This is a genomic window from Rathayibacter sp. AY1A4 (assembly GCF_002930955.1).
GTDB lineage: Bacteria > Actinomycetota > Actinomycetes > Actinomycetales > Microbacteriaceae > Rathayibacter.
Map to the genome: position 1 here is coordinate 58,585 of NZ_PSTN01000004.1, position 12,644 is coordinate 71,228.

A 12,644-nucleotide genomic window follows, 5' to 3' on the forward strand; every position below is an offset into this window, starting at 1 on the left:
CCGTGCGTCCTCCACGGATCCCGGCCCGCGGCTCGCAGCGCCTCCGGAATCGGGTTGAATAGACGGATGCGCTCGTTCGAGCGCGGAGAGCGTGAGGTCCATGGCCCGCCAGAGTCCCCCCGGTGAGGTGCTGCCGTCGGCCGCACCCGGGCCGGTGACCGCCGGCCACGAGCCCTTCTCCGAGCAGGACATCCGCGCCCTCGTCGGAACCGCCGCCGTCGAGAAGGGCACCGCGTACGCGGACGAGGGCCGCGTGCGCGAGCTGCAGTGGTTCGGCGGCCGCACCCGCCTCTTCGGCCAGGTCCGCGGATCCGGGCGCTCGCCGTACGCCGTGAGCGTGCAGCTCCGCGACGAGGGCGAGCACTGGACCCTCCTCGGCGGCGCCTGCAGCTGCCCGGTCAAGCACGAGTGCAAGCACGTCGCCGCCGTCCTGATCGAGGCCCTGCGCCGCGAGCGCGAGGGCGGAGCGGCCGGTCCCTTCCCGGGCGAGGCCGCTGTCGACGCCGTCCCGGAGTGGCGCAGCGCGCTCGCCCCACTCCTCGCCGGCGCGGAGCGCTCGCACACCGGCATCCCGCTCGGCCTGCAGTTCGAGCTGCTGCCCGGCGAGCCCGTGCGTCGCCCGCCCGGCCGCTACAACTCCTACCGGCCGCCGCCCGAGCCGCGCCCGCGCCTGGGCGTGCGCCCGGTGCGGATGGGCGACCGCGACCGCTGGGTCCGCACCGGCACCAGCTGGCGCGACCTCGGCTACCTGCACTACAGCCACGACTACGACGAGCGCCAGATCGACGTGATCCGCGAGATGCAGGGCCTGCTCTCCGGGCACAGCGCCTCCAGCTACTACTCGCCCGACACCTGGCTCTACCTCGACCAGTGCCGGAGCGAGGCGATCTGGGCGGCACTGCACGGCGCCGTCCGCGCGGGCATCGGCCTGGTGATGGGCGACCGCGACCAGACGCCGCTGAAGATCCTCGACACGACGGCCACCGCCTCCATCGACGTCACGCGCACCGCCGCCGGCCTCGAGCTGCGCTCGCTCGTCGCGATCGGCGACCACCCGGCGCCCGAGGAGTTCGGCTTCATCGGCGACCCGGCCGTCGGCCTCTACACGTGGGAGGGCGGCGACGAGATGCGCGCCCGCCCGGTCACGCTCATCCCGTTCGCCGCGCCGCTGCTGTCCTCCGCGCGCACGTTCCTCTGGAGCCGCGAGGCCATCCGCATCCCGGTGGCCGAGGAGTCGGCGTTCCTCACCGAGCACTACCAGCGGCTGCACCGGCTGTTCGACATCGTCTCCCGCGACAGCTCCTTCGAGGCGCCGGCGGTGCCCGAGCCGCGCCTCGGCCTCACCCTCGAGCACACCGACGGCGCGGGCCTGCGCGGCTCGTGGTGGTGGCGCTACGGAGTGGAGGGAGCGCGCGGCGGCGTGGACGCCGAGCGGCTCCCGCTGCGGGTCGGCGAGGACGCGGGCTACCGCGACCCCGAGGCCGAGCAGCGGATCCTCGACTCCCTCGTGGGAGCGGGTCTCGACCCGGAGTCGACGCCTGCCCTGGTGTCGCCGTCGAGCAGGCGCCTGCGCCCCACCTTCGACCTGCGCGGCATGCAGACCGTCGGCTTCCTCACCGGCGAGGTCGAGCGGCTCCGCGAGCTGGGCACCGTCGAGATCGAGGAGATCGGCGAGCGCGTCGAGTACCGCGAGGCGCAGACCGCGCCCGTGGTCGCCGTGCAGACCGTCGCCCAGCCCGACAGCCGCGACTGGTTCAACCTCGAGATCTCCGTCACCGTCAACGACGAGGCGGTCCCGCTGGCCGAGATCTTCCTCGCGCTCGCCCGTGGCGACGAGTACATGGTGCTGCCCAGCGGCGTCTACTTCGCCCTCGACGACGAGCGGTTCGGCCGCCTCCGCGAGCTGATCGCCGAGGCCCGCGAGCTCTCGGACGACCCCGGCGAGACCCTGCGGATCAGCCGGTTCCAGTCCTCCCTCTGGGACGAGCTGGTCGAGCTGGGCGTCGTGGAGGCCCAGGCCGCCGCGTGGCGCCGCTCCGTGGAGGGGCTTTCCGGCTTCACCGCGACCGGTGCGCTGGAGTCGCGGGTCCTGCCCGAGGGCTTCGCCGTGGAGCTGCGGCCCTACCAGCAGCTCGGCTACGACTGGCTCTCGTTCCTCTACGACAACCAGCTCGGCGGCGTGCTCGCCGACGACATGGGCCTGGGCAAGACCGTGCAGTCCCTCGCCCTGGTCACCCGGGTGATGCAGGAGCAGCGCGCCGCGGCCGCGGAGGCGGGCACCTCGCCGCGCCCGTTCCTCGTCGTCGCGCCCACCAGCGTGGTGCCCAACTGGGTCGGCGAGGCCAAGCGCTTCGCCCCGGACCTCCGCGTCGTCGGGATCGACGAGACGTCGAAGAAGAAGCGGAAGGCGCTCTCGAGCGTCATCGGCGAGGCCGAGCTGGTCGTCACCTCCTACGCCCTGTTCCGGCTCGACTACGAGTCGTACTCAGGCATCCAGTGGTCGGGGCTCCTCCTCGACGAGGCGCAGTTCGTCAAGAACCGCCAGTCGGCGACGCACCAGCTCGCGCGCCGGCTCGACGTGCCCTTCAAGCTCGCCATCACGGGAACGCCGATGGAGAACAACGTGATGGAGCTCTGGTCGCTGCTGTCGATCGTCGCTCCGGGCCTGTTCCCCTCGCCCGCCGGGTTCGTCGAGTTCTACCAGAAGCCGATCGAGCGCGAGGCCGACAGCGAGAAGCTCTCGCAGCTGCGGCGGCGCATCCGCCCGCTGATGCTGCGGCGCACCAAGGAGCTCGTCGCCAAGGAGCTGCCGCCCAAGCAGGAGCAGACCCTCGAGGTCGAGCTCGGCCCGAAGCAGCGGAAGGTCTACGACACGTACCTGGCGCGGGAGCGGCAGCGCGTGCTGGGCCTGATCGGCGACTTCGAGAAGAACCGCTTCGCGATCTTCCGCGCGCTGACCGTGCTTCGCCAGGTCGCGCTCGACGCGGCACTGGTCGACGAGGCGCACGAGAGCGTGCCCTCCACCAAGCTCGACCTGCTCGACGAGCTGCTGGGCGACGCACTCGGCGAGGGGCACCGCGTGCTGGTGTTCAGCCAGTTCACGCGGTTCCTCGGCCGGGTCCGCGGGCGGCTGGACGCGGCGGGCATCGAGTACGCCTACCTCGACGGAGCGACGAAGAAGCGCGACGAGGTCATCGAGCGGTTCCGCTCGGGCGCGGCGGGCGTGTTCCTGATCTCGCTCAAGGCCGGCGGCTTCGGCCTCAACCTCACCGAGGCCGACTACTGCATCCTGCTCGACCCGTGGTGGAACCCCGCCACCGAGTCGCAGGCGGTCGACCGCGCGCACCGCATCGGCCAGACCCGCTCGGTCATGGTCTACCGCCTGGTCGCGAAGGACACGATCGAGGAGAAGGTGATGGCCCTCAAGGAGGCGAAGGCCGCGCTCTTCGCCGCGGTCATGTCGGACGACGGCGCGGCGGCCACCGGCGGGATCACCGCCGAGGACGTGCGCGAGCTGCTGGGCTGAGCGCCGCCGCTACTCGCGCACCTGCTCCAGCAGGGTCGTGACGGCGGCGCGGGTGTCGGCGGCGAGCCGTCCGAGGCGGTGCGCGGCACGGATCGACACCGGCCGGTAGGGGTGCACGAGCCGCCGGGCCGCCGTGCAGGGCAGCGCGAACGCCGCGACGACGCCCGCGTCGATCCCGTCCAGTCCGCCGTCGTCCCGGCCGAAGACGAGCTCCCGGCCCTCGAGGGCGAGAGCCTCCGGCAGGTCGGCCTCGCCGATCGGGAGGCGCAGCACGGCGAGCAGGCCGGCCGCCTGCACCCGGCGCGGCAGCGGGCGTCCGAGGCGTCCCGCCGCGTGCACCGTGAAGAAGTCGGCCTGCCGCTCCAGGATGCCCGTGACCGTCTCGGCGAGGCGCTCCATCTCGGGGTGCAGCGAGAGCCGGGCGAGCCGGCGGTAGCCGTGCACCGCGACCCGGGCGTCCACCGCGAGGGCCAGCGCGACGGGGCCGGCGAGGGAGGCCGCGGCGCGGTCGAGGAGTGGGCGCGACCTCACCGTCGGCTCCGGCGGGCGGACGTCGATGCCGCGGATCTGCGGCGAGGCCGCGAGCACCTCGCCCAGGGCGTCGGCGATCCGGTGCCGCTCGGCGGCCCAGACGGACGCGAACGCTCGGACCTGCTCGTCGGGGTGGGCGCGCGCGAGGGGGAGCACCCGGGCCACGGTGGCGTGCTCGATCGCCCGCAGGTACGCGGTGGCGACGATGGCCTCGCGGTCCAGCGGCACCTCCTCGAACTCGCGCACCGAGAAGTGCTCGCGCAGGGCGCCGTGCGCGCTGCGGTGGTGGTCCTCGAGGTCGAACGGTTCCGCGATGCCCACGTCGTGCTCCTCCGCTAGTCCGGTCCCTCCATCCTGGGCCCCCGGTGCGAGAGGCGGAAGAGCACGCGCCCATCCCTGGGACACTGGGAGCCGGTCATCAGGCGGCCGGGGGAGCGGGGCGGGATGAGCGGGGCCCGGACCTCGGCGATCGGCGCCGTCCTCCTCGCCGCCGTCTGCTTCGGCACGACGGGGACCGCCCAGGCCCTCGGAGCGGCGGGCGTCGATCCGCTCCTCCTCGGGGCGGCGCGCATCGTCCTCGGCGGCGCCCTGCTGGCCGCTCTCCTCGGCGTGGAGGCTCTGCGCCGGCGGAGCCGCTCCCGCCCGACCCGGGCCGTCGTGCTGCTCGTCGTGCTCGGAGCGGTCGGTGTCGCCGCGTACCAGCCCGCCTTCTTCACCGGCACCGCGCAGAACGGAGTCGCGGTCGGCACGATCGTCGCCCTCGGCTCCGCTCCCGCCTTCACCGGCCTGCTGGAGTGGCTCGTCCTGCGGACGACGCCGAGCCCGCGCTGGTTCGCCTCGACCGCGCTCGCCGCGGTCGGCGTGGTGCTCCTCAGCGGAGGCGGATCCGGCGGCGTGACGCTCCCCGGCCTCGCCGCGTCGGCCGGCGCCGGCGCCTCCTACGCGCTCTACGCCGTCTGCGGCAAGCTGCTGCTCGAGCGCGGACTCAGCCCCGTCGCCGCCATGGGAGCCCAGTTCGGAGCCGCGGCGCTGCTGGCGCTCCCGTTCCTGCTGCTGGGCGATCCGTCGCGGCTCTCCGGCTCGATCCCGGCCGTGCTCTGGCTCGGAGTGGTGACGGTCGCCGTGGCCTACACCTTCTTCGCGCGCGGCCTGCGAGTGCTTCCCGCGGCGACCGTCTCGACGCTCACCCTCCTCGAGCCGGCGACCGCGACCCTCCTCGGCGTGGCGGTGCTGGGGGAGCGGCTGACCGCGGGAGCCGTCCTGGGCGTCGCGGTGCTGGTGGCGGCGGTGCTGCTGCTGGCGGTGCGGGGGCGCGGCCGTTCCGGTGCGCGGAGAGAGGCGCCGGCGCGCTCCGCGGAGTAGCGTCGACTCCCACCGACCCGACGACGAGGCGGAGCGCATGACCAACCCGTGGCTGGCCCGCCCTGGCAGCGGTCGGCGGCGCGCGCTGGTCGAGGAGTCGTGGGAGCGCGCACGGCGGCGGCGCCTCGATCCGGACCGGCTGACGGCGCCGCTCTCGTTCTCGGGCGACGACCTCCGCGAGTACCGCACCGGGCATCCGCTCGCCTCGGTCCTCCCGGTCATCCGCCGCCTGCTGGTGCGCGACGCCGACGAGGACAGCGGCGTGTTGGTCGCGGTGGGCGATGCGCTCGGGCGGCTGCTCTGGATCGACGGGGACCAGCACCTCAAGAGCCTCGCCGAGGGGATGTCGTTCGTCGAGGGCGCGGCGTGGGCCGAGCCCGACGTCGGGACGTCCGCGCCGGGGACGGCCCTCGTGCTCGATCACGGCGTGCAGATCCACGGCGCCGAGCACTTCGCCTCGCTCGTGCACCCGTGGAGCTGCACCGCAGTCCCCGTGCACGACCCCGAGACGCACGAGATCCTCGGAGTGATCGACATCACCGGAGGCGCCGACGTCGTCGCCCCGCAGACCCTCCCGCTGATGGAGGCGACCGCCGCCGCCGTCGAGAGCGAGCTGATGGTGCAGCGGCTCCTCCGCCCGCGGCGGCCCGCTGCACGGAGCACGGCGGCGGCCCGGGCGCCGAGCCTGCGGGTCCTCGGGCGCGAGACGGGCCTGGTGACGGCCGCCGGAGCGACGCTCGAGCTGAGCACCCGGCACGCCGAGATCCTGACCCTGCTCGCCTGGCACCGGGCCGGGCTCTCGGCCGAGCAGCTCGCCCTCCTGCTCCACGGCCGGGACGACGCGGTGGTCACCGTCCGCGCCGAGATGGTGCGGCTGCGCCGCGCGCTCGAGCCGACCCTCCCGCGCCTCGTGCCCCTCTCGCGCCCCTACCGCCTGGCGAGCCCGGTCGACCTCGACGCCCGCCAGGTGCTCGGCCTGCTCGACCGCGGCTCCCACCGCCTCGCCCTGGACGCCTACCGGGGCGCGCCGCTGCCCTCGTCCGAGGCGCCGGGGATCCGGGCGATCGCCGGCGAGCTGCGCCTGCGGGTGCGGGCGAGCGTCCTCGCCGATGCGGCGCCCGCGACCCTCCTCGCCTGGGCGGAGGGCCCGGACGGCCGCGACGACGCGGAGGTGTGGCGGGAGCTCCTGCGCGTCCTCCCGCCCCGCTCGCCGCGGCGTGCCGGTGTCGCCGCGCACCTCGAGACGATCGAGGCGGAGCAGCGCTGAGCCGTCCCGTCCGCTCCCGGGAGTCCCGCCGGAGCCGTCCGGCCGCGGAGCCGTCTCGCTAGCCTCGACGCATGAGCACCCTCGCACCACCTCCCCAGGCCCTGGCGAGCGGAGTCGCGGGGGGTCTGCTCCTGATGGCGGTCTTCACGATGTGGTGGGCGAGCGACACCACGGTCGGCTGGCCGGCACCGGCGGCGACGACCGCCGTGACCGTCTGCGCGCTCGCGGCCGTGGTCTTCGCCGTGCAGGCCGTCCGCCTCCTCGTCGCCCGGCGGAGGATGGCGGTGGAGCTCACCGACGCCGACCGCGCGGCGAAGCCGAACGGTCTGCTGTTCGGGGCGGTCTTCGCCGCGGAGGGCGTGCTGATCGGTGTCGCGGTGGGCGTCCTCACCGGCACCGGGCTCGAGCGGTTCCTCGTGCCGGCCATCGCCGTGATCGTGGGCCTGCACTTCTACCCGATGGCGAGGATCTTCGGCCGGACGCTCGACCTCTGGCTCGCCACCTGGACGACGCTGGTCGGAGCGATCGGAGTCGTCGTGGTCCTCGTCGACGGCTCCGCCTGGCCGCAGGTGTGGTCCTGGGTCGGCGCGGGGGCCGCAGCGGCCACGGTGACCTACGGCGTCTACATGAGCCGGATCGCCCAGCGTCTGCTCGCGAGCGTCTGAGGTCCGGGCCGCGGGGCCGTCCTCCTCGGGCGGCCGCGTCTCCGCCCGGCCGGTCCGGCCTCCGTCCTCGCCGCTCCCGCCGGTGCGTCGACCCGTGCAACGTCGTGCAACCCCCCGCGACGTAGCGTCAGGACCGGGCGCCCACCCCGCGCCCACGACAACGACGTCGATGGAGGTCCACATGACGCTGTACGCCGACCAGGTCGCCGAGCAGGCACCGCAGGAGCCGGGTTCCACGGTCTACGCGAATCCAGGCACGGAGGGATCCGTCGCCTCCTTCCGCTCGCGCTACGACCACTACATCGGAGGCGAGTACGTCGCCCCCGCGAGCGGCCAGTACTTCGAGAACATCACCCCGATCACCGGGAAGCCCTTCTGCGAGATCGCCCGCGGCACCGCCGCCGACGTCGACCGCGCCGTCGAGGCGGGCTGGAAAGCGTTCGCGAGCTGGGGGAAGACCAGCCCCGCCGAGCGCTCGAACATGCTCCTGAAGATCGCCGACCGCATGGAGGCGAACCTCGAGCTGCTCGCCGTCGCCGAGACGTGGGAGAACGGCAAGCCCGTGCGCGAGACCCTCGCCGCCGACATCCCCCTCGCCATCGACCACTTCCGCTACTTCGCCGGAGCGATCCGCGCGCAGGAGGGAGGCGTCTCCGAGATCGACCACGACACGATCGCGTACCACTTCCACGAGCCGCTGGGCGTGGTCGGGCAGATCATCCCCTGGAACTTCCCGATCCTGATGGCCGTGTGGAAGCTCGCACCGGCGCTCGCCGCGGGCAACTGCGTGGTGCTGAAGCCGGCCGAGCAGACGCCGGCGTCCATCCACGTGCTGCTCGACCTGATCGGCGACCTCATCCCCGCCGGCGTGCTCAACGTCGTCAACGGATTCGGGTTCGAAGCGGGCGCCCCGCTCGCCTCCCACCCGCGCATCCGCAAGATCGCCTTCACCGGCGAGACGACCACCGGCCGCCTGATCATGCAGTACGCCAGCGAGAACCTCATCCCGGTGACGCTGGAGCTGGGCGGCAAGAGCCCCAACGTGTTCTTCGCCGACGTCGCCGCGGAACGCGACTCCTTCTACGACAAGGCGCTCGAGGGCTTCTCGTTCTTCGCCCTCAACCAGGGCGAGGTCTGCACCTGCCCGTCGCGGGCGCTCGTGCAGCGCTCGATCTACGACGACTTCGTCGGAGACGGCCTCGAGCGGGTCAAGCGGATCAAACAGGGCAACCCGCTCGACACCGCCACGATGATCGGCGCCCAGGCCTCGAACGACCAGCTCGAGAAGATCCTCTCCTACATGGACATCGGCAAGCAGGAGGGAGCGAAGCTGCTCATCGGCGGCGACCGCGCCGACCTCGGCGGCGAGCTCAGCGGCGGCTACTACGTCAACCCGACCGTGTTCGAGGGCAGCAACTCGATGCGCATCTTCCAGGAGGAGATCTTCGGACCCGTCCTCGCCCTCACCTCCTTCGACGACTTCGACGACGCGATCGGCATCGCCAACGACACCCTCTACGGCCTCGGCGCCGGCGTGTGGAGCCGCAACGGCGCCCAGCTCTACCGCGCCGGCCGGGCCATCGAAGCCGGCCGCGTCTGGTCGAACACCTACCACCAGTACCCCGCGCACGCGGCGTTCGGCGGCTACAAGCAGTCGGGCATCGGACGCGAGAACCACAAGGTGATGCTCGACCACTACCAGCAGACGAAGAACCTCCTCGTCTCCTACGCGGAAGGACCGATGGGCTTCTTCTGAGCTGATGTGCACGCGCTCCTCGTTCCTCGTCGCCCGTGCCGCGGTCGGCTCGCCGACGTGGCCGGGTGGGGAGGAGCGGGGAGCGTCCGCACCGAGACGGATCCGCTGGCACGCGGATCCGCCGTTCGGTGCTGGTTGGCACGGGCTCCTCGTTCCTCGTCGCCCGTGCCGCGGTCGGCTTGTGGATGTGGCCGGGTGGGGAGGAGCGGGGAGCGTTCGCACCGAGACGGATCCGCTGGCACGCGGATCCGCCGTTCGGTGCTGGGCCCTGCGGGCGAGGCATCTGGCGACGCGCGGAAGGACGGTGCTCGGCCCTGCGGGCGAGGCACCTGGCGACGCGCGGAAGGACGGTGCTCGGCCCTGCGGGCGAGGCACCTGGCGACGGGCCGCCCGCTCGTGCTGATCGAGTAGTCCGCGCAGCGGCGTATCGAGACGCCGCCCGGAGGAGCGTCCGCCGTCAGCGGTCGGGCGCATATAGACATTCCGCACAACGAGCGAAGGAGCACCACCCATGACCTCCACGAGGGTCGACGTCACTGCGGAGGCGGCCGGCATGCTCCGCCGGATGACGGCGCTGCACGGGCCGCTCATGTTCCACCAGTCAGGCGGATGCTGCGACGGCAGCTCCCCGATGTGCTTCCCCACCGGGATGTTCCGCACCGGCGCCTCGGACGTGCTCGTCGAATCGCTCCGGCTCGACGGCCTGGACCCGATCGACTTCTGGATGTCCCGCTCCCAGTTCGAGTACTGGAAGCACACCCACCTCACCGTCGACCTCGTCGACGGTCGGGGCAGCGGATTCAGCGTCGAAGCCCCCGAGGGCAAGCGCTTCATGATCCGCAGCCGACTGCTCACCGACGACGAGCTCGTCGAGTTCGGGCTCCTCCCCGCCGGAGCCGTCGGGCCCTGAGCCGACTTCCCTGAGCCGTTCCCCCTGACCCGTTCCCGTCGCAGATCCTCGCCGACCGGCGACATCCCGGTCCAGCGGTGTCAGCCGCCCGGAGCAGGAGCGGGCGGCGCCTTCCCCGTGCTCAGCTGCACGCCCACCACCGAGCCCTTGTCCACGCGGGTGCCCGCGGCCGGGCCGGTGCCGGCCACGGTGTTCATCGGCTGCGTCGAGTCGACCTGCGACGTCGCTCCGGGAGTGAGCCCTGCTGCGGTCAGCGCCTGTGCGGCGGAGTCGCTGGTCCGGCCCGACAGGTCCGGCACGGTGACCTGCGGCGCCGCGATGAGCGACTGGTCGGCCTGCGGGAAGTCGGAGCCGCCGTAGCGGGAGTCGATCGCCGTCATCAACGGCTTCCAGATCCGGTGGCGTGCCGAGGGCGCCCAGCCGCTGTCGAAGTCGATCGAGTCGAGGTTCACCCTCGAGCCGTCCGCGCGTGCCGAGATGCTGCCGACCCAGACCGCGAGGGAGGTCTCGGTCGAGGCCCCGATGGCCCAGGTGTCGGCGGAGTTGTCGGTGGTGCCCGTCTTGGTGATGTGCTGGATGCCGTTCTTCGGATCGTCCTCGACACCCGTGCCCTCGGCGGTCACCTTGAGCATCGTGTACTGCATCGCCGAGGCGACCCTCGACGACACCGCCCGGCTGCAGGTCGTCTCCACCGGCTCGATCTCGCGGCCGTCCGCGCCGACGATCGCCGTGATCGCGACGGGGGTGCAGGTCGTGCCGTTCGCGGCGATGCCGGAGTAGGCGGTCGCCATGGTGAGCGGTGCGATCTCGTTGGTGCCGAGGACCGCTCCCGGCGACTGCACGAGCGCGGTCCCGTCCGCGCGGTGCACTCCGAAGGCCTCGGCCTGCTTGCGGATCTCGCACTGGTCGAGCAGGTGCGACATCCCGGTGAAGCCCGTGTTCAGCGAGTAGATCGTCGAGTACAGCGCCGTCTGGGTGTCGGTGTAGCCGCCGTCGCCGGCGTTCTTGGGGTTGTAGGAGTCGTAGTCCCAGGTGCCCTCGCAGCTGTCGGCGAAGCCGGTCCAGTTCTTCTGCTTCGAGTCGAACTGCTCGAGCAGGGTGTGCCCGCGGTCGAGCCACTCGGCGAGCGTGAACACCTTGTAGGCGGAGCCGGTCTGGAAGCCGTTGCCGCCGCCCGCGGACGCGTCGACGTTGAGGTTGATCGCCGAGAACTCCGGCCCGCTCGCGATCACGTCCGGGTCCTGGCTGTAGCGCTTGTTCTGCACCATCGTGAGGATGCGCCCGGTGCCGTTCTGGACGGCGACCGCCGTCGCCCCGACGTCGAAGCGCGGATCGGAGGAGGGGACCTGCTCGTCCATCAGCTCCTGCGCGGTCCTCTGCAGGTCGAGATCGATCGTCGTGTAGACCTTGATGCCGCCCTGCTTGATCGCCGCGTAGCGCTCGTCGTCGGTCGCTCCGAGCGCCGGGTCGTCTCGGAGGACGTGGGTCACGTAGTCGCAGAAGTAGGCCGCGCTGCCGGCCGTCTGGCAGCCGGTGGACGGCGGGGTGATGTCGGGGATGATCGCCTCGGCGGCCGCGGCGTCGTGCGCGGCCTGGTCGATGCTCCCCGTCTCGAGCATCCGGTCGAGGATGTAGTCGCGCCGCTCCCGGGTCTGCGCGTAGCCGTTCGACTCGCCGTTGGCCGTGTCGTCCGGCCGGTCGAAGCGGAACTTCTCGGGGTTGTTCACGATCGCCAGGAGCGAGGCGGACTGCGCGAGGGAGAGGTCGGCCGCCGGGATGCCGTAGTAGTACTCCGCCGCCGCCTCGATGCCGTAGACGGTGCCTCCGAACAGCGCGATGTTGAGGTAGCCGAGCAGGATGTCGTCCTTCGAGGACACCTTCTCGAGCCCGATCGCGAGCCGCATCTCCTTGAGCTTGCGCTCGGCCGTGGTCGCCGTCGCCTCCGCGTACGCGCGGTCGCGGTCCGACTCGTCCGGGATCGACTCGGCCTTCTGCACCAGCACGTTCTTCACGTACTGCTGCGTGATCGACGAGCCGCCCTGGGTGTCGCCGTCGAGGAGGTAGGTGCTGGCGATGGCGCGGAGGGTGCCCTGCAGGTCGATCCCGCCGTGGTCGTAGAAGCGCGGGTCCTCGCTCGCGACGAGCGCGTCCTTCACGGAGTCGGCGATCCGGTCGGCCGGCACCTCGATCCGGTTCTGGTCGTAGAAGGAGGCCAGCAGCGTCGGATCGTCCGGGTCGCCCGCGTAGACGTCGCTCTTCTGCATCAAGCGCCCGACCTCGAGGTAGCTCGGGAGGGACTGGAACGCCGAGATGGTGCCGGAGGTCGCCGCGCCGGTGAGCGCGGCGGCGGGGGCGACCACGAGCGAGGCGAGCAGACCCGCCAGGACGCTGACGATCACGAATCCGAACAGCGCGCCGAGAGCCCCGTGGACGGTTCGACGGGGCTGGAAGACGGGGACGTTCGGTCGCTTCAGGATGGATCCTCTCGCTGCACCAGCACCCTAGGCGAGGCCTGCGACATCCCCGACGAGGCGCGCCACGGCCGCGCCGGACGCCCGTCCGCCCGGAGTCGGCGCGAGGGCGCCCGCGCAGGCTCGGCGTCACGACAGCAGAAGGGGCCGACCCCC

At 72.7% G+C, this 12,644-nt stretch carries 8 protein-coding genes; 6 read left to right on the forward strand and 2 right to left on the reverse strand.

Features of this window, described 5'->3' with window-relative positions; genetic code table 11:
• The first annotated feature begins 100 nt into the window (after nt 1-100).
• Entirely contained in the window at nt 101-3,526 is a 3,426-nt protein-coding gene (locus C5B92_RS03915; RefSeq protein ID WP_104254868.1) for a DEAD/DEAH box helicase, read from the forward strand.
• A gap of 9 nt (nt 3,527-3,535) precedes the next feature.
• Here C5B92_RS03915 and C5B92_RS03920 read toward each other — a convergent pair whose 3' ends face one another.
• Complete coding sequence (locus tag C5B92_RS03920) at nt 3,536-4,378, reverse strand: hypothetical protein (RefSeq protein ID WP_104254867.1); 843 nt, start codon at nt 4,376-4,378, stop codon at nt 3,536-3,538.
• Nucleotides 4,379-4,501: 123 nt separating this feature from the next.
• Here C5B92_RS03920 and C5B92_RS03925 point away from each other — a divergent pair, with 123 nt between their 5' ends.
• The 5 genes from C5B92_RS03925 to C5B92_RS03945 all read left to right on the forward strand — a co-directional run bounded on the left by C5B92_RS03925 (nt 4,502) and on the right by C5B92_RS03945 (nt 10,017).
• Nucleotides 4,502-5,419: a DMT family transporter gene (locus tag C5B92_RS03925; RefSeq protein WP_104254866.1), complete on the forward strand. Its 918-nt coding sequence runs from the start codon at nt 4,502-4,504 to the stop codon at nt 5,417-5,419.
• Nucleotides 5,420-5,456: 37 nt separating this feature from the next.
• Nucleotides 5,457-6,686 (forward strand): GAF domain-containing protein, encoded by a 1,230-nt coding sequence (locus C5B92_RS03930; protein WP_104224191.1) that lies wholly within the window; start codon nt 5,457-5,459, stop codon nt 6,684-6,686.
• A 71-nt stretch (nt 6,687-6,757) separates the two neighbouring features.
• On the forward strand, nt 6,758-7,351 hold the full coding sequence (locus tag C5B92_RS03935; RefSeq protein WP_146079253.1) for a hypothetical protein: 594 nt from the start codon (nt 6,758-6,760) through the stop codon (nt 7,349-7,351).
• Between the two features lie 181 nt (nt 7,352-7,532).
• Nucleotides 7,533-9,107 (forward strand): aldehyde dehydrogenase family protein, encoded by a 1,575-nt coding sequence (locus C5B92_RS03940; protein ID WP_104350090.1) that lies wholly within the window; start codon nt 7,533-7,535, stop codon nt 9,105-9,107.
• A 511-nt stretch (nt 9,108-9,618) separates the two neighbouring features.
• Nucleotides 9,619-10,017, forward strand: a complete 399-nt coding sequence (locus tag C5B92_RS03945) for a DUF779 domain-containing protein (protein ID WP_104309405.1) — start codon at nt 9,619-9,621, stop codon at nt 10,015-10,017.
• Between the two features lie 80 nt (nt 10,018-10,097).
• Here C5B92_RS03945 and C5B92_RS03950 read toward each other — a convergent pair whose 3' ends face one another.
• Nucleotides 10,098-12,416: a transglycosylase domain-containing protein gene (locus tag C5B92_RS03950; RefSeq protein WP_104350091.1), complete on the reverse strand. Its 2,319-nt coding sequence runs from the start codon at nt 12,414-12,416 to the stop codon at nt 10,098-10,100.
• Nucleotides 12,417-12,644 lie beyond the last annotated feature (228 nt).